The 18,116-nt window shown below is 71.7% G+C and carries 13 protein-coding genes; 1 reads left to right on the top strand and 12 read right to left on the bottom strand.

Translation table 11 applies throughout. The annotated features are described in order from the left end of the window. The first annotated feature begins 48 nt into the window (after window positions 1-48). Window positions 49-210: a hypothetical protein gene (locus BLS95_RS55305; RefSeq protein ID WP_176992951.1), complete on the top strand. Its 162-nt coding sequence runs from the start codon at window positions 49-51 to the stop codon at window positions 208-210. A gap of 41 nt (window positions 211-251) precedes the next feature. Here BLS95_RS55305 and BLS95_RS00165 read toward each other — a convergent pair whose 3' ends face one another. The 12 genes from BLS95_RS00165 to BLS95_RS00220 form a co-directional block, all read right to left on the bottom strand. Continuing rightward, on the bottom strand, window positions 252-998 hold the full coding sequence (locus BLS95_RS00165) for a sulfite exporter TauE/SafE family protein (RefSeq protein ID WP_090927808.1): 747 nt from the start codon (window positions 996-998) through the stop codon (window positions 252-254). After that, window positions 995-2,782, bottom strand: a complete 1,788-nt coding sequence (locus BLS95_RS00170) for a gamma-glutamyltransferase family protein (protein WP_218135562.1) — start codon at window positions 2,780-2,782, stop codon at window positions 995-997. The genes BLS95_RS00165 and BLS95_RS00170 overlap by 4 nt, the downstream gene beginning before the upstream one ends. A 49-nt stretch (window positions 2,783-2,831) precedes the next feature. Continuing rightward, on the bottom strand, window positions 2,832-3,800 hold the full coding sequence (locus BLS95_RS59475) for an ABC transporter ATP-binding protein (RefSeq protein ID WP_176992948.1): 969 nt from the start codon (window positions 3,798-3,800) through the stop codon (window positions 2,832-2,834). Next, entirely contained in the window at window positions 3,797-4,762 is a 966-nt protein-coding gene (locus BLS95_RS59480; RefSeq protein ID WP_143043528.1) for an ABC transporter ATP-binding protein, read from the bottom strand. The genes BLS95_RS59475 and BLS95_RS59480 overlap by 4 nt, the downstream gene beginning before the upstream one ends. Further along, entirely contained in the window at window positions 4,759-5,628 is an 870-nt protein-coding gene (locus tag BLS95_RS00185; protein ID WP_090927814.1) for an ABC transporter permease, read from the bottom strand. The genes BLS95_RS59480 and BLS95_RS00185 overlap by 4 nt, the downstream gene beginning before the upstream one ends. Further along, window positions 5,621-6,580, bottom strand: a complete 960-nt coding sequence (locus BLS95_RS00190; RefSeq protein WP_090927815.1) for an ABC transporter permease — start codon at window positions 6,578-6,580, stop codon at window positions 5,621-5,623. Before BLS95_RS00190 ends, BLS95_RS00185 begins: the two co-directional genes overlap by 8 nt. Continuing rightward, window positions 6,580-7,959: an ABC transporter substrate-binding protein gene (locus BLS95_RS00195; RefSeq protein WP_176992952.1), complete on the bottom strand. Its 1,380-nt coding sequence runs from the start codon at window positions 7,957-7,959 to the stop codon at window positions 6,580-6,582. The genes BLS95_RS00190 and BLS95_RS00195 overlap by 1 nt, the downstream gene beginning before the upstream one ends. A 327-nt stretch (window positions 7,960-8,286) precedes the next feature. Further along, window positions 8,287-8,964 (bottom strand): GntR family transcriptional regulator, encoded by a 678-nt coding sequence (locus BLS95_RS00200; RefSeq protein WP_090927818.1) that lies wholly within the window; start codon window positions 8,962-8,964, stop codon window positions 8,287-8,289. Window positions 8,965-8,970: 6 nt separating this feature from the next. Continuing rightward, window positions 8,971-10,707: a hypothetical protein gene (locus BLS95_RS00205; RefSeq protein ID WP_143043529.1), complete on the bottom strand. Its 1,737-nt coding sequence runs from the start codon at window positions 10,705-10,707 to the stop codon at window positions 8,971-8,973. A gap of 17 nt (window positions 10,708-10,724) precedes the next feature. After that, window positions 10,725-11,474, bottom strand: coding sequence for an ABC transporter ATP-binding protein (locus BLS95_RS00210; protein ID WP_090927822.1), 750 nt, complete (start codon window positions 11,472-11,474; stop codon window positions 10,725-10,727). Beyond that, window positions 11,471-12,076 carry a TetR/AcrR family transcriptional regulator gene (locus tag BLS95_RS00215; protein ID WP_176992953.1) on the bottom strand — a complete coding sequence of 202 codons (606 nt, stop codon included), beginning with the start codon at window positions 12,074-12,076 and terminating at the stop codon, window positions 11,471-11,473. The genes BLS95_RS00210 and BLS95_RS00215 overlap by 4 nt, the downstream gene beginning before the upstream one ends. A 944-nt stretch (window positions 12,077-13,020) precedes the next feature. Next, window positions 13,021-17,937: an Lhr family helicase gene (locus BLS95_RS00220; protein ID WP_425434683.1), complete on the bottom strand. Its 4,917-nt coding sequence runs from the start codon at window positions 17,935-17,937 to the stop codon at window positions 13,021-13,023. Between the last annotated feature and the right edge of the window lie 179 nt (window positions 17,938-18,116).

Here is an 18,116-nt window from a genome sequence, read left to right on the forward strand (position 1 = left end):
GTCCACGTCGCTCCCCGCGCGGCCGAGGTCCTGGCCGCGGTCACGGACGTGCTGGACGTGGTGCAAGAAGCCACCAGATTCCAGGTGGAGGTGCGCACGCCGCCCTCCGCCGACCTGGGCGAGCTCGGCTCGCGACAGGCCCATAAGGACGTGGCGGGCGCCGCCCGGTCGCGCCGCCTCCTGGAGCACGTACGGAGGCGGGCGACCTGACCTTCATCGAGGCGACCGTGGCCTGATCACGGGCAGTCCCTCTAGTGCAGGGCCAGCGCGGCGGCCACCCCCAGCCCGAAGGTGACCACGACGCCGCGCAGCACGGCCGGCGGCATGAGCCGGGCCAGCCGGGTGCCGAGGAAGCCGCCCGCCAGACTGGCCGGCGCGATGACCGCCACCGCCTGCCACTGCACGGGACCGAACAGGGAGAAGGCGACGACCGACACCGTGCTGATGACCAGCGAGAGCATGGCCCGTACGGCGTTGACGCGGTGCAGGTTGTCGTGCAGGAACATGCCGAGCACGGTCAGCAGCAGCACGCCCATGCCGCCGTTGAAGTAGGCGCCGTAGCACCCGCCGAGGAACACCCCGGCGTACACCATCTTGCTGGTCGGCCCGCCGGCCTCGCCGCCGAACCGGCGGCGCAGCCACGGCTGGGCCAGCAGCGCCAGGCTGGCGAAGGCCACCAGCCACGGCACCAGCGACTCGAACAACCTGCTTGGCGTGAGCAGCAATAACGCACTCCCCACGGCCGCCCCGAGCACGGCCGTGAGGGACAGTACCGTCGCGCGGCGCCGCTGGCCGCGCAGCTCGGCCTGGTAGCCGAGCACGCCGCCCAGGTAGCCGGGCCACAGCGCGACCGCGTTCGTCACGGACGCGGTCAGGCTGGGATATCCGAGCGCCACCAGGGCGGGGAAGGAAATGAGCGTGCCGCCGCCGGCCAGGGCGTTGACCACCCCGGCCAGCAGACCGGCCCCTACCAGGAAGAAGAGGTCGGCGAAGGTCATCGTCCGACCGCGTACCCCTGGGCGCCGCGTGGATTGGCGGCGGCCTTGAGGAAGGCGCCGTCACGGGCCACCGCGCTGAGCCTGCCGAGCGTCCAGGAGTCCTGGACCTCGACCTCGTGGCCGCGCCGGCGCAGCTCGGCCAGCACGCCCGGGTCCACCCGGTCCTCGACGTGCAGGACACCGGGGCGGGAGGCGCGCGGGAAGAACGAGCTGGGGAAGTGCTCGGTGTGGAACATGGGGGCGTCGATGGCTTCCTGCAGGTTCAGCTTGCCGTGCACGACGGCCAGGAAGAAGTTCGGGCTCCACTGGTCCTGCTGGTCGCCGCCCGGCGTGCCGAAGGCCAGCCAGGGCTTGCCGTCCCTGAGCGCGAACGACGGCGACAGCGTCGTACGCGGGCGCGTGCCCGGGCGCAGGGCGGCGGCCACGCCCTCCTGCAGCCAGAACATCTGCCCCCGCGTGCCCAGGCAGAAGCCCAGCTCGGGGATGGTGGGCGAGCTCTGCAGCCAGCCGCCGCTGGGAGTGGCGGAGACCATGTTGCCGTGCCGGTCCACCACGTCGAGGTGACAGGTGTCGCCCTTGACCCGCCCGTCGGGGGAGACCACCTGCTCGCCGGTGTTCCTGCCTACCGTGGGCTCGCCGACGCCCTGCGGGGCACGCCGGCCGCCCGAGATGCCGGGCGCGTCGCTGGCCGTGCCGGGCGCGGGGAAGTCGGGCAGCCGGGGCGTGCGCCCGCCGGGGGCGCCGGGGCGCAGCTCGAAGCTGGCCTCCGCGCCGATCAGCCGCCGCCGCTCGGCGTTGTAGGCCGGGTCGAGCAGGTCGGACATGGGGACGTCGGTGTCGCCGTACCAGGCTTCGCGGTCGGCGAAGGCGAGCTTGGCGGCCTCGGTCACCGTGTGGATGTAGTCGGCGCTGAGGTGACCCATCGCGCCCAGGTCGGAGTCCGCCAGCAGCGCGAGCTGCTGCAGGAACGTCGGCCCCTGGCCCCAGGGACCGGTCTTGGCCACGGTGTAGCCGTGGTAGTCGAAGGTCACCGGCTCCTCGACCGTGGCCGACCAGCCGGCCAGGTCGTCGCCGGTGAGCAGGCCGCCGTGCACCTCGCCGGAGCTGTCACGCCAGGCCGTCTTGGCGCTGAAGTCGGCGATGGCCTCGGCGACGAAGCCCTCGTACCAGGCCTTCCTGGCGGCGGCGAGCTGCCCTTCGCGGGTGCTCGACGCGGCCTCGGCCTCGGCGACCAGCTTGCGGTAGGTGGCGGCCAGCACGGGGTTGGCCAGCTTCGAGCCCGGCTCGGGCACGTGGCCGCCCGGCAGCCAGGTCGCCGCCGAGGTGGGCCAGTCCTCCTTGAACATCCCCGCGACGGACTCGATCGTGGCCGAGATCCGCTCCAGCGCCGGCACGCCGTGCTCGGCGTAGTGGATCACGGGCGCCAGCACGTCGGCCAGCTTCCAGGTGCCCCAGCGCTCCAGCATGAGCATCCAGCCACCGAACGCCCCCGGCACCGTCGCCGCCAGCAACCCGGTGCCGGGCACGATGTCCAGGCCCAGCTCGTCGGTGAAACGTTCGATGGTGGCCGCGGCCGGGGCCACGCCCTGGCCGCAGACGACGGAGACCTTCTGCTCGGCCTCGCTCCACAGCAGGATCGGCACCTCGCCGCCGGGGCCGTTCAGATGCGGCTCGGCGACCTGCAGGACGAATCCGGCCGCCACCGCCGCGTCGAAGGCGTTCCCGCCGCGTTCCAGCACGCTCATGCCGGTGGCCGAGGCCAGCCAGTGCGTGCTGGCGACCATGCCGAAGTCGCCCGACAGCTCGGGCCTGGTGGTGAACAAAATCTCTCCTTCATCGATGTGCGGCCGCGTCAGGGACGCGGTCCGCGGTTACCAGATGGCACGCGGCCGGATGGCCGTTGCCACGTGGGTCGTGCAGGGGTGGCTCCTCGGTACGGCAGGCGTCGTACGCCAGCGGGCACCGCGTGTGGAAGCGGCACCCGGCCGGCGGGTCGACCGGGCTCGGCACGTCGCCGCCGAGCACGATCCTGCGCCGGTCCCGCTGCCTGACGGGATCGGCCACCGGCGCCGCCGACAGCAGGGCCTGCGTGTACGGGTGCCGCGGCTCGGCGAAGATCTCGGCCGTCGGCCCCGACTCGACGATCTTGCCCAGGTACATGACGGCGACCCGGTCGGCCAGGAACTCCACGACCGACAGGTCATGCGTGATGAACAGGCACGAGAACCCCATGTCCCGCTGCAGGTCGGTGATCAGGTTGAGCACCGACGCCTGCACCGACACGTCGAGCGCGGAGACGGGTTCGTCGGCCACGACCAGCCTGGGCTCCAGGATCAGCGCCCTGGCCAGCCCCACCCGCTGCCGCTGCCCGCCGGACAGCTCGTGCGGGTAGCGCGAGGCCATCTCCTGGCGCAGCCCCACCTTCTCCAGCATGGCCGACACGCGCCCGGAGACCGTACGCCGGTCGGCCACCTTGTGCCGCAGCAGCGGCTCGCCGACGATCTGCCCGATGGTGAAGCGCGGGTTGAGCGAGGAGTAGGGGTCCTGGAAGACCATGTGGACGTCCCGGCGCAGCGGGCGCATGGCCCGCCGCGACAGGTGGGTGATGTCGCGCCCGTCCAGCTCGATGGCGCCGGCCGTGGGCTCGGTCAGCCGCAGCACACACTTGCCGACCGTGGACTTGCCGCTGCCGGACTCGCCGACCAGGCCGAGCACCTCGCCCTGGCCGATCTCCAGCGACAGGCCGTCCACGGCGCGTACCGGGCCGTAGTGCTTGACCAGGTTGTCGATGCGCAGGATCACGACTTCCCTCCCGGATGGAAGCAGGCGGCCAGGTGCTCCGGCGCGTGCCGTTCGAGCGAGGGCCTGGACAGGCGGCAGTCCGCCTGGGCGCGCGGGCAGCGGGCCTGGAAGGCGCACTCGTCGGGGTCCGACAGCGGCGAGGGCACCATGCCGGGGATCTCGGCCAGGCGGCCGTTCACGGCGGCGGAGGGCAGGGCGTTCATCAGACCCAGCGTGTACGGGTGCCGCGGGTTCGCGAACAACTCGGTCACCGGGGCCTGCTCGACGGCGCGGCCCGCGTACATGACCACGGCCCGGTCGGCGATGTCGGCCACCACGCCCAGGTCGTGCGTGATCAGGATGATCGCGGTGCCGAGCCGGTCGCGCAGGTCGCGGAACACGTCCAGCACGCCCGCCTGGATCGTCACGTCGAGCGCCGTGGTGGGCTCGTCGGCGATCAGCACCCGGGGCGAGCAGGCCACCGCGATGGCGATCATCACGCGCTGGCGCATGCCGCCGGAGAGCTGGTGCGGATACTCCTTCATGCGGCGCTGCGGCGCCGGGATGCCGACTAGCTCCAGCAGCTCGACGGCGCGCCTGCCGGCCGCCTGGCGCGACAGGCCCTCGTGCCGGCGCAGCACCTCGGAGATCTGGTAACCGACGGTGAACGACGGGTTCAGCGAGGTCATCGGCTCCTGGAAGACGACCGACACCTCCTTGCCGCGTACCTGGCGCATCTGCGATTCGGGCAGCGTGGTCAGTTCGCGGCCGTCCAGCTTCACCGAGCCGGACAGGCGGGTCGTGTCGGGCGGCAGCAGCCGGGGCACCGACATCGCGGTGACCGACTTGCCGCAGCCCGACTCGCCGCACAGCGCCAGGATCTCGCCCTCGTCCAGGGTGAGCGAGATGTCCCTGACCGCCTGCACCAGACCGTCCTCGGTGTCGAAGTCGACGGTCAGGTCGCTGATCTCCAGCAGACTCATCGGGCGCTCCTCGGGTCGAGAACGTCGCGCAGCCCGTCGCCGAGCAGGTTGAAGCCGAGCGTGGCCAGCGCGATCATCAGTCCGGGCCAGATGGCCAGCCAGGGCGCGTCACTGAGGTACTGCTGCGCGGTCGTCAGCATCACGCCCCACGACGGCGTCGGCGGTTGCACGCCGAGGCCCAGGAACGACAGCGTGGACTCGCCGATGATGGCGGTCGGGATCGCCACCGTGGCCTGCACGATGAGGGGGCTGGCGCAGTTCGGGAGCACGTATCGGAAGATGATGTGCCCGTCGCCCGCGCCGTCGGCGATGGCGGCGGCCACGTAGTCCATCTCCCTGATCGCCAGCACCTCGCCGCGGGTGATCCGGATGATGGCGGGGAGTTGGGCGAAGCCCAGCGCGATCACCACGCCCTTGAGCGAGGGGCCGATGATGGCCGCCAGGCCCACCGCGAACACCAGGAACGGGAAGGCCAGCGTCACGTCCACCAGGCGCATCACGATCGGGTCCAGCCAGCGCCGGTAGAACCCGGCGACCAGGCCGATCGGGATGCCCACGACCATCGCCAGCAGCATGGACAGCACGCCGGCCTGGAGGGAGACCTGGGCGCCGTGCGCGATCCTGGCGAACGCGTCCCTGCCCAGGTCGTCGGTGCCCATCGGATGCGCGCCGGACGGGGGCGCGAGCGTGGCGAGGTAGTCCTGCTGGGCGGGGTCGCCGGTGACCAGCGGCCCGATCAGCGCCAGCAGCAGGAAGGCGACCACCAGCACCAGCCCGGCCATGGGCATCGGCCGCCGCCGGAAGCGCCGCCACATCCGGCCGCGCCGGGCGGACACGGGTGCGGGAACGGCGAGGGTCTCAGTCATGGCGGGCTCCCGAGAGCCGGATGCGGGGGTTGAGCAGTGCGTACGCGATGTCGACCAGCAGGTTGACCAGCACGTAGCCGACCACCGTGACCAGCACCACCGCCTGGATGACGGGGTAGTTCCTGGTCAGCACGGCGTCCACGGTCAGTTTGCCGAACCCCGGGATGACGAAGATCTGCTCCGTCACCACGGCGCCGCTGATCAGCGCGCCGAGTTGCAGGCCGAGCACGGTGATCACGGTCGTCAGGCTGTTGCGCAGCGCGTGCGCGCCCACGACCTTGACCTCCGACAGGCCCTTGGACCTGGCGGTCCTGACGTAGTCGGCCGACAGCGCGCCCAGCATGGCCGAGCGGGTCTGCCGCATCAGGATGGCCGCGAAGCCGGCGCCGAGCACGAGGGCGGGCAGGATCATGCGCTGGAGGTTCTGGCCGGGGTCCTCGGTGAAGGGGACGTACCCGGAGGCGGGCAGGATCCGCCAGGTGACCGCGAACAGCAGGATGCCCAGCAGGCCCAGCCAGAAGTGCGGGACCGACAGCCCGGCCAGGCCGAAGCCGGTGGCCACGTAGTCGGCGAACCTGCCGCGCCGGACGGCCGCCACGATGCCCGCGCCGACGCCGATGACGATCGCGATCAGCATGGCCAGGGCCGACAGCTCCAGTGTCACCGGCAGGCGCTGGGCGATGATGTCGATCACCGGGAGCTGGTCCTGCGTCGAGCGGCCGAGGTTGCCGCTGAGGGTTTGCGTGACGTAGTCGACGTACTGGGCGGGTAGCGGTTTGTCCAGACCGAACTCGTGCCTGATGGCCTCGACCACGGCGGGCGAGGCCTCCTGACCGGCCATGACCACGGCCGGGTCGCCGGGCAGCGCCCTGATCCCAAGAAAGATCAGGACGCTTCCGAGGAACAGCACGATCACTGCGGAGCCGCAGCGTCGAAGGATGAACCAGAGCATTACGCCGCGAATCCGGCGGTGACGAAGCGCGGCAGGCCGTCCTCGAAGTACTGGATGCCGGCCACGTTCTTCTGCGTGCCCAGGTAGTACTTGTTGTGGTACAGGTAAAGGACCCCCCGCACCTCGGCGGCCTTCTTCATCGCACTGGCGTAGAGCTCGGTCCGCTTGGCCTGGTCGGACTCGGCGGCGGCCTGCTTGATCGGGTCGTCGATGCCCGGGTCGGACATGCCGCTGTAGTTGTTGGTGCCCTTGCTGGTGATCAGGTTGGTCAGGTTGCCGTCCAGGTCCACCCGGCCCGACCAGCCGTTCAGCAGGGTGTCGAACTTGCCGGCCTTGCCCTGCTCCAGCGCGCTGACGAACTCCATGGTCTGCACCTTGACGTCGAAGCCCGCCTCCTTGGTCATCTGCTGGATGACCTGCGCCAGGCGGATGTTGGTGGCGTCGTTGGGAGTGGTGAGCGTCACCGGGATCGGCGTCGGCACTCCGGAGGCCTGCACGAGCTGCTTGGCCTTGGCGATGTCCCGCTTCGCGCACTGCAGGTCAGCGGCGCGGAACGGGCTGTTCATCGGCACCGGCCAGCAGTCCGGCTCGTAGAGGCCGTTGTAGACGGTCTTGTTGATCACGTCGCGGTCGAGGGCCAGGTCGAACGCCTCACGCAGTTCGGGGCTCTTGGCCAGCGGGGTGTCGACCTTGCCGGGCTCCTCGGTGGAGCCGTTGGCGTTGCCGGTGTTGATCGTCAGGCCGTAGTAGCCCAGGCCGCCGCCGGACACGACGGACAGGTTGGGGTCGGACTGCACGCTCTTCACCGTGGTGGTGGCGAGCTGGTCGGCCACCTGCACGTCGCCGGACTTCAGGTTGGCGGCGCGGACGTTGGGGTCGACGATGATTTTGTATACCAGCTTGTCCAGCTTGACCTTGGCCGCGTCGTAGTAGTCCGGGGCCTTGTCCAGCACGATCTCGCTGCCGGACGTGCGGCTGACGAACTTGAACGGCCCGACGCACACCGGGTTGGCGCCGAAGTTGTCACCCTCGGCGTCCAGCGCCTTGGGCGACATGATCATTCCGGCGCGGTCGGCGAGCTGGGCCGTCAGCGGCGTGAACGCCTGCGTCAGCGTGAGCTTCACGGTCGCGGGGTCGACCACGGTCACCTTGGACACCGCGGCCAGGTCGGCCTGCCGCGCGGACTTCTCCCACGTCCGGTGCCGGTCGAGCGACTTCTTGACCGCCTCGGCGTCGAACGGCGTGCCGTCGTTGAACTTCACACCCTCGCGCAGCTTGATCGTCACGTCCTTGCCGTCCTCGGACACCTCGGGCAGGGCCGAGGCGAGCTGCGGGACGAGCGCGGAGTTGGCGTCAATGTCGTAAAGCTTCTCACACATGCTCGCGAACACTTCGCGGCCAACCAGCGTGGTCGCACTGCTCGGATCGAGCGCGTCCGGATCGGCATTGAGCGCGACGTTGAGCGTGCCACCCGCCTTGACCGGTCGGTTGTCAGCCGAGGCGTCGGCAATAGAGGGAGGGGCGGCGGGCGTACTGCTCGTGCCGCCTCCACCGCAAGCCGCCAAGGCTAGGGGGAGAACGGCGAGCACCGCGACAAGCCTGGGGGACGGTCTCATGGGGCCTCCGAAGAAAGGTTTAGGAGACTGTATACAAGACCAGACATTTCAGTGGTGTTTCATGGCACTGTGTTGTTATCTGAGCGTTTTCTAATCGTTCGGGTGTTTCACTGTACGCCCCACCGCGGCGAGGAAGGACCGCCTGGCCGAGGCCACGTGGGCGACCGCCCTGGCCTGTGCCTCGTCCTCGTCACCTGCGATGATGGCCTCGCACAGGCTCACGTGTTCGGTCCAGGAGTGAGGGCCGCGGGCGGCGGCCGTCTGGCTGAAGATCCACTGGGCCCGCTGCAGCATCGGCTTCATCATCAGGCTGAGGTAGGAGTTGCCCGCAGCCTCGCCCACGGCCAGGTGGAACGCGGTGTTGAACTCGGCCACCGCCTCCAGCCGGCCGCCGTCCACCGCCTGCCTGGCCTGGTCCAGCACCTGCCGCAGCCGGGCGGCGGAGTCGGGGGAGCGCTTGCGGGCCGCCAGCCGGGCGGCGAGCCCCTCGATCGCCATGCGGACGTCGAAGAGCTCCTCGCCCTCCTCGGTGGACAGGGTGGCGACGGTGGCGCCGAGCCGGGGGACTACCTGGACGAAACCCTCGGCGGCCAGCACCCTGATGGACTCGCGCACGGGGTTGCGCGACACCCCGAGGGAGGCGGCCAGCCGGTCCTCGACCAGCCGGGTCCCCTGGGCGAGCTCGCCGGACAGGATGCGGCGCCGCAGCTCTTTGGTGACCTCGTCGCGTAAGGTCCGGTGGGCCGCGCCCAGCGTCAGATCAGTCATATCGGACTAATCGTATACAGGGGGAAGCTCCGGCTCCTTCTCCCGCTGCTTCGCCCGCATGTAGAGCCAGGCCCCCGTGCCCATCGCCGCCAGGCCGATGAGCATCATCAGGATGGCCGTGGGCCAGCGCAGCCCCGGGGGCATGTACGTGGCCAGGAACCACGAGTGCCTGAGCTGTCCGTTGGACACGAACACCGCCGCGAGAATCCCCTGCGGGATCAGCGGGATGGCGCCGAACGACCAGCAGAGCATGACGATGACCTCGTGCGTCTTGGACATCTTCGGCATCTTCCATGCCGACGTGCCGCCCTCCGGCGGGCGTCCCGTACGCATCAGCTGCAGCAGCTCCGGGCCCTGCGCCGCCAGCCGCCGCTCCGCCAGCAGGCCGAGGCCCCAGTACCAGAGCACGCCGGTCACGATCCCGATCGGCACGCCCCACCAGCCGAACAGCACCGCCGCCACCACCGCGGGGGCCGCCGTCAGCGCCACCAGGAGCAGCATGAGGTAGGCCATTCCGGTGATCGAGCCCTCGTCCTCGGTCGTGCGCAGCGGGTTGCCGCCGCGGTTGCGCGGGTCGATGCCGGGGATGAGCCCGTACACCGAGACCAGCGGCACCATCCCGGCGCCCCCGCCGAGCAGCGCGCACATCGCGGCCAGGACCAGCGGCCAGGGCCCGCCGGCGGCCAGCGTGAACGCCACCGTCACCAGCACCGCGAGCGGCCCGACCGCGACCAGCCAGGCCAGTTGCCGTCCCCGGACGTCGGAGGCGCCCGGCGTCATCAGCGTGAGCCAGTGGGCGGTGCCGTCGACGCCGTAGGAGTTCGCGGTCATGGCCGCCGACATCGCGATGAAGATCGGCCCCGCCAGCGGCAGCATGGCCGGGATCCCCAGGAGGAGCGGCGTGGCCGCGAAGAACACCCCGTAGGCCAGCGCGAACGTGATCTGGTGGTTGCGCACCAGGTCCCGGGTCCAGGTGCGCAGCTCCTTGGCCATCACCGCCTGCCGCGCCGTGCCGGCCCGCATCGGCCGGCGCCCCCGGGCCGAGCGCCGGTTCGCGCCCGCCCGCCTGGTCAGCAGTGCCGCCCAGGCCGCCAGCAGCAGCACGATCAGTACGGCCATCGCGGCCAGCGCCAGGTAGTCCCCCTGGACGGCGAGCAGCCCCCACCCGGAGGGCAGGTAGCGGACGAACTCCGGAATCTGCCCGCCCTGTCCGAACGCCACCGCGATGACCCAGCTCTGCCCCAGCAGGGCCAGGATGAACCCGTTGAGCACGCCGGTGCCGATCGCGCCGAGCCTGGAGCCCAGCGCGATGCCCAGGGCCGCCACGGTCACCTTCGACAGCAGCACGAACACGGCGACCTGCAGCACCATCGCGGGCACGGCGACCAACGCCGCCACGACGCCGTCCCGCGCCCCCGCGACGACCAGCGCGGCCAGCGCGAGCAGGCTGATCACCGGGGCCAGCCCGGCGAACGCGGCCGCCAGCAGCCCGGTCGCCAGCCGCCCGGGTCCGAGCCCGAGCAGCGAGAAGTATTCGGGGCGCAGCGTCTCGTCGCCGCCGGAGAAGATCGGGCCGACGATCCAGCCGAGCATCCACGCGGCCAGCGCGACGGCCAGCCAGTCGCCCTCCAGGAAGGCCAGGTAGATCGTGCCGGCCGCGAGCAGCACGCCGAGGCTACCTGCCGAGGCCATCATGCTGCCCCGCGGGCCCCTGATCGAGTGCCGCAGGATCGCGATCTTCATCTGGACCATGGTGGCCGCTACAGCCATGACAGCCCCCTGGCGGTGGTGGACTCCGCGCCGACCAGCTCCACGAACCTGTCCTCAAGCGTCGCCGCGCCGCGTACCTCCGCCAGCGGCCCCGCCGCCGCCACGCGGCCCTTGTCGATCACTCCCACGTGGTCACAGAGCTGCTCCACCAGCGCCATCACATGGCTGGAGAGCACGATCGAGCCGCCGCCCGCCACGAAGCCGCGCAGGATCATCTTGATCGTCGCCGCCGACACCGGGTCCACCGCCTCGAACGGCTCGTCCAGCACGAGCAGCCGGGGCGCGTGCAGCAGCGCCGTGGCCAGACCGATCTTCTTGCGCATGCCGGTGGAGTACTCGATGACGAGCGTCTTCTCAGCATCGTCCAGCTCCAGCACCGACAGCAGCTCCTCGGCCCGCTCGGCCACCACCTGCTTGCTCATCCCGCGTAACAGGCCCAGGTACGTCAGCACCTCGCGGCCCGTGAGCCGCTCGGGCATCGCCATCCCGTCGGGCAGCACGCCGACCAGTTGCTTGGCCTTGGCGGGATCCGCCCACACGTCGGCCCCGAAGATCTGCGCCGTGCCGGCGTCGGGCCTGAGCAGGCCGACGGCCATGGACAGCGTGGTCGTCTTGCCCGCGCCGTTCTGTCCCACCAGGCCGTAGAACGACCCCTGCGGGATGGTGAGATCAACGCGGTCCACGGCGATGTTGTCACCGAACGTCTTGGCCAGACCCCGGATCTCTAAGGCGGCTGTCATGCTTGTCTCCTGGTGGCGAGGGCGAAGATGGTGACCAGTTCGCGGGCGAGCAGGTCGAGGTCGAAGTTGGGGTCGTGGAGGAGTCGCCCGGGGACGGCGTCGATCGCGCCCCGGATGGCGATGGCCATGCTGCGCTGGTCGAAGTCGCGGAACTCACCGGCCAGCCGGCCCCACTCCAGCAGCTTCTCCAGGTCGGTGATGGCGACCTCGGACTGCGCCGAATAGGGCCCCGGTCCGCCCTCCTCACCCGGGACGTGGGTGATGATCTCCACCAGGGCCAGCAGGGGCTTGCGGTGGAGCCGCATGAACTCCAGGTTGCTCTCGATGTAGGCCCTGAGGCCCTCGGTCGCGGTGGGCTGGGCGAGGATGCGCGGCAGCATCAGGTCGGTGGCCAGCTTGGCCACCTCAGCGACGACTGCCTCGATGAGCTGCTGCTTACCACCGAAGTGGTACGAGATCACGCCAGTGCTGATCTTCGCCTGCTTGGCGATTCTGGCCAGCGTGGTGTGGGGGTATCCCCGGTCGGCGAGCACTTCGATGGCACAGGTGATGATCTGGGCGCGCCGCGCCTCCTCAATGAAGGTCCGACTTTCTGATGACACCATCAGAATCTTAAACGCCCGTTCAAACCCCTGTGAAGCCCCCCACCCAACCAATCTCCCCACCGCTGGCGGAACCCCCCTTCCGGCTGCAATCCGGACCATGCGGACCGGTCCTGGGCGTCCGTGGGAGAGTCGCGTCGTCCGGCGCGCGATCCGGCCTGCCGCCCAGTCCCAGGGCATGCGCGCTGCTCCCAGCAGCCGCAGCCCAGAGGCCACCCCGTTCCGTCGCTACGGCTGCCGTCAGGAAACCCCCGCAGCTCGGCCCACGCCCCACGACATGCCACGCCCTCGCCTGACCGAGACAGCGCCGGAACGGCAACCGTGGCCGGGGGAGCAGCTACGCCCGACGGACCCCGCGTAGGGCTCGCCGGTCCGACCGCACGTGCAGCTGCGCCCGGACCCCGTCGGGACACCGCGTAGGGCTTGCCGGCTCGACCGCACACGGAGCTCAGCCCCTGCTGCGGCCGGACACCTTACGGGCCTATGGGCTTGACCGCACGCGGAGCTGCACCCCCGACCTGGACTGGAGATCACGCGAGCCTCCCGGCTTGACAGCACGCCGACTGCGCCCCTGCCGCGACCGGACACCATGCGGTCCTGCCGACCCAACCCGCGGGCGGAGTTCCGCCCCGGCCCCGGCCGGACACTTCTCAGGGGCCTCCCGCCCCGATCGCAGAGCTCCGCCCCGCGACCGGACACCGCTCAGGGCCTGCCGACCCGACCGCGTGGGCTGCGCACCGGCCCCGGCCGGACACCGCGCGGGCACGCCAGCCCCACCACACGTGGAGTTGCGCCCCCGGCCCCGACCGGACACTATGCGGTGCTGCTGGCCCGACCACGCGCGGAACTGCGCCTCCGGCCAGACCGGACACCACGCGGGCCTGCCGGCCCGACCGCACGCGGAACCACTGGGTCGGACCGAGGACCACCGAGTTACCGCGTGGTCAGGCGCGTAGGCGGAGGCCGCGCGGTGTTGGGTGGAATCCGGCCGCCTCCAAGGCCGCCGCCAGTGGCGAGTCGACGATGGACGCGCCGTCGGCCCGCTCCACGGTCAGTTTCCCGAGCGCCCCGTCCCGTACGGCCAGGGCCAGCGCGTCCACGGCCGGCTGCAACCGCTCATCGTCGGCGAACGACAGCAGAGTCTTGCCGCCCCGCTCGACATAGAGCACCAGGTAGCCATCCACGAGCACGACCAGCGATCCGGCCTTCCTGCCCGGCTTGTGCCCGACGTCACCAGGGCGTTGCGGCCAGGGCAGCGCGGCCCCGTACGGGCTGGCCGGATCGGCTGCCGCCAGCACCACGGCCCGCCGCCCGCCGCTCCCGCCCCGGCCACCGACCCGGCCGAAGGTCCCGGCGCCGGCCCCACCAGCCGGCCCGCCCCCGGGAACCTCGCCGCCGCTCGTCGGGGCGATGCTGGGTGCCATGGCACGCATCCGATCGACCGCGCCCGGCAGCGCGAACTGCGCACCCCCGAGGCCCTCGACGAAGTAGCCCCGCCGGCAGCGCCCGCTCTCCTCGTAGGCCCGCAGCACCTGATAGACCGGCGTGAACCCGCCCGGCAACCGCTCCGAGGTCACCGACCCCCGGGTCACGACCCCGTGCCGTTCGAGCAGGACCTCGGCCTGCGCATGAGCCCGCTGGGTCGGATCGTCCGCGGGCGAGGGCAGCAGCCACCACCGCCCGGCCACGGTGGGCGGCCCGCTCCGGCTCGGCAGCACGGCCCGCCGCCGCCGCGTCGTGGCGGGCCGGTGAGCCGGGCGCCCGGTGCCGAGCGTCGCCCGCAGCGGCGCGAGTGTGTCCCCCGAAACCCGTCCGGACCACACCAGATCCCACAGCGCCGCCACCAACGCCACGTCGTCCAGCGACCCGAGCTGATCGGAGATGCCGCGGAAGAACAGCGCGCCACCCCCGCCGAGCAGCTCCAGCACCCGCTCGTGTACGGGCGCAATCGTGATCTCGCCCGGCTCGGCCAGCAGCAGCGGCGCGGTGTCGGCGAAGTAGAGCGACACCCATCCGTCACCCCCCGGCAACGATCCCTGCCCCGCCCACATGACCTCGCCCGACGAGGTCAGCTCGTCCAGCAGCGCCGGATGGTAACCGGGCACCCGCGACGGCAGCACCAGCGTCTCCAGCGCCGACGCGGGCACGACAGCCCCCTGCAACTGCTCGATGGAGCGAACGAGCGCGTCCATCGCCCGCCCCGCCCCACCGGAACCGAGCCCCCCGAGTCCAGCTCCACCGGAACCGAACCCGCCGGAGCCGGCCGCACCGACCCCCGCCCCACCGAGTCCCGCCCCACCGGAGCCGAACCCGCCGAGTCCGGCCCCACCGGGACCGACCGCACCGACCCCCGCCCCACCGGGACCGGCCGCCCCCTGGCCCACCCCGGTGATGCCGTGCCAGGCAGGCAGGAACAGTGCCAGGGTCTCCGGCGCGACCGGCTCGACCTCCTTCCGCAACCGGGCCAGCGACCGCCGCCGCAGCATTCGCAGCACCCCGGCGTCGCACCACTCCTCACCCCGTCCCCCGGGCCGGAACTCCCCGCTCACGACCCGGCCGGACGCCGCCAGCCGCCGCAACGCGTCCGTCACGACGGCCACGCCGAGCCCGAACCTGGCGGCGGCCGTACCGGCGTGGAAGGGGCCGCGCGTGCGCGCGTGCCGTGCCACCAGGTCGGCCAGCGGGTCCGCCACCGGCTCCAGGAACGCGTGCGGCACCCCCACCGGCAGCGGCACCCCCAGCGCGTCACGCATCCGGGCGGCGTCCTCGATCGCCGTCCACTGCTCCTCGCCCGCGATGCGTATCCGGATCGCGCGGCGGGCGCGTTCGAGCTCGTCGAGCCAGGCCGGGTCGCCGCCGCGTACGCTCACGTCGAGCGCCGGCAGTGGGCCGTGCGAACGCAGCAGGTCGGCGAGGTCCTCCAGGTCGCGCAGCGGCCGGTCGAGCCGGGCCAGCTCGCGTTCGCTGTCGGAGATCACGTCGGGGTCGAGCAGTTCGCGCAGGTCGGCCTGGCCGAGCAGCTCGGCCAGCAGCCTGGTGTCCAGGGCCAGTGCCTGCGCGCGGCGCTCGGCGAGGGGCGCGTCGCCTTCGTACATGAACGCGCCGATGTAGTGGAACAGCAGGGACGCCGCGAACGGCGAGGCCTGCGAGGTCTCCACCTCCACCAGCCGCACCCGGCGCGCGGCGATGTCCCGCATGAGCCGTACCAGCCCCGGCACGTCGAACACGTCCTGAAGGCACTCGCGCATCGTCTCCAGCACGATCGGGAACGAGGCGTACTGAGAGGCCACCCCCAGCAGGTGGGCGGCCCGCTGCCGCTGCTGCCACAGCGGGCTGCGCCGGCCCGGCGTGCGGCGCGGCAGCAACAGCGCCCGCCCCGCGCACTCCCTGAACCGGGCGGCGAACATGGCCGACCCGCCCAGCTCCTCGGTGACGATCTGCTCGATCTCCTCGGCGTCGAAAGCGGCCACGTCGGTCGGCGGCTCGGCCAGCGTGTCGGGGATGCGCAGCACGATGCCGTCGTCGGAGTGCACGGCCTGTACGTCGATGCCGTAGCGTTCGCGCAGCCGCCGGTTGATCGCCAGGGCCCAGGGGGCGTGCACCCGCGCGCCGTATGGCGAGTGGATGACGACCCGCCAGTCGCCGAGCTCGTCGTGGAAGCGTTCGACGAGGAGGGTGCGGTCGTCGGGGACGTAGCCGGTGGCCTGGCGCTGCTCGTCGAGATAGGCCAGCAGGTTACCGGCGGCGAACTCGTCCAGCCCCGCCTCCCGCATCCGATCCGTCGAGCCCTGCTTGGCCTGCTCGCGCAGGAACTGCCCGATCGCCCGGCCCAGCTCGGCGGGCCGCCCGGGAGTGTCGCCGTGCCAGAACGGCAGCTTGCCCGGCTGGCCGGGCGCGGGGGACACCAGCACCCGGTCGGCCGTGATGTCCTCGATCCGCCAGGAGCTCGCGCCCAGCACGAACACGTCGCCCACGCGCGACTCGTAGACCATCTCCTCGTCCAGCTCACCCACCCTGGACGCCCGCTCACCCACCAGGAACACGCCGAACAGGCCACGATCGGGAATGGTGCCGCCGTTGGTCACCGCCAGCCGCTGCGCGCCCGGGCGTCCTTGGAGGGTGCCCGTCACCCGGTCCCACACGATGCGCGGGCGCAGCTCGGCGAACTCCTCGCTCGGATAGCGGCCCGCCAGCATGTCGAGCGTCGCCTCCAGTGCGCTCCGCGGCAGCGTGGCGTAGGGGGCGGCGCGCTTGACCACCGCCTCCAGCTCGTCGACCGTCCACTCCTCCAGCGCGGTCATCGCCACGATCTGCTGGGCCAGCACGTCGAGCGGATTACGCGGGTAGCGCAGCTCCTCGATCTGCCCGCTCTTCATCCGCTCGGCCACGACAGCCGTCTGCACCAGGTCGCCGCGGTATTTCGGGAAGATCACACCCTTGGAGACCGCCCCGACCTGGTGACCGGCCCGGCCGATGCGCTGGAGCCCGCTGGCCACGCTCGGCGGCGCCTCCACGCACGCGACCAGGTCGACCGCGCCCATGTCGATGCCCAGCTCCAGGCTGGAGGTGGCGACCACGGCGGGCAGGCGGCCCGACTTGAGCGCCTCCTCGATCTGCGCCCGCTCCTCCTTGGACACCGAGCCGTGGTGGGCGCGCACGACCTCGGTGACGACGCCCTTGGCGACCCCGGCCTGCGCCATCAACTCGGCCGGCATCCGCTCAGGCGGCAGCGGCTTGACCGGCATCCGCTCAGGTAGCGTCCGCTCGGGCGGCCCCGTGTCCGGCAGGGGCGTCTCCCAGATGGACAGATCGACGGTGTCCTGTCCCCGCTCCCGGCTGTAGGCCAGCTCGTTGAGCCGGGTGCACAGCCGCTCGGCCAGCCGCCGCGAGTTGGCGAAGACGATCGTCGAGCTGTGCTGCCCGATCAGGTCGAACAGCCGTTCTTCGACATGGGGCCAGATCGACCTGCTCGCGGGCTCCTCGTCCCCCTCCTGCGGCCGTCCGCCGTCCAGCTCCGTCATGTCCTCCACGGGCACGACGACCTCGACCTCGATCTGCTTGTCCGACGGCGGCTGCACCACGGTCGCGGGCCGGCTCCCGCCCAGGAACGCCGCCACCTCGCTCACCGGCCGCACGGTCGCCGACAGCCCCACCCGCTGGGCGGGCCGGTCGAGCAGCGCGTCGAGCCGCTCCAGGGTGAGCGCAAGGTGAGCGCCGCGCTTGGTGGCCGCGACCGCGTGCACCTCGTCCACGATCACCGTCTCCACGCCCCGCAGCGCCTCCCGCGCCTGGCTGGTGAGCAGCAGGAACAGCGACTCGGGCGTCGTGATCAGGATGTCGGACGGATGGGCCGCGAACCGCCTGCGATCCTCGGCAGGCGTGTCACCGGAGCGGATCGCCACGGAGATTTCCGGCACCGGCTGCCCGAGCCTGCGCGCTGTCTGCTTGAGCCCGGCCAGCGGCGCCCGCAGGTTGCGCTCGACGTCAACGGCCAGCGCCTTGAGCGGCGACACATAGAGCACCCGCGTCCCTTTGTGCCCCGCACCGCCGGCCTGCTTGCCCGCCGATCGCCCACCGACAGCTCGCTTCCCGGCGGCCGTCTCGCGACTCCTGGCCTCCCCACTGTCGGGGTCCCCGCTGCTGGATTGCCCCCCGTCTTCCGCGGACGCCGCCGCCAGCCGGTCGAGCGACCACAGGAACGCCGCCAGCGTCTTGCCCGAGCCGGTGGGTGCCACCACCAGCGTGTTGTCGCCGCGCGCGATCGACTCCCACGCCCCCTCCTGGGCGGCCGTGGGCGCTTCGAAGGCTCCAGTGAACCATTGCCTGGTCACCTGGGTGAAGTGGTCTAGCGAGCTCACCAGCTCATATTGCCTCGCGGCACCGACAGAAAACGCATTGGCCCGGCGGCGGGTGGTTGAGCCAGGCCCCTGGCGGACATACAGCGACCGTGACCATTGACTATGCGGCCATCGAAGCTCGCCGAGCTGACATCAGGCAGCGATACGTGTTACAGCATCGCCCGTCGAGCAGCGCACGCGGT

This window comes from Nonomuraea jiangxiensis (assembly GCF_900099965.1).
Lineage (GTDB): Bacteria > Actinomycetota > Actinomycetes > Streptosporangiales > Streptosporangiaceae > Nonomuraea > Nonomuraea jiangxiensis.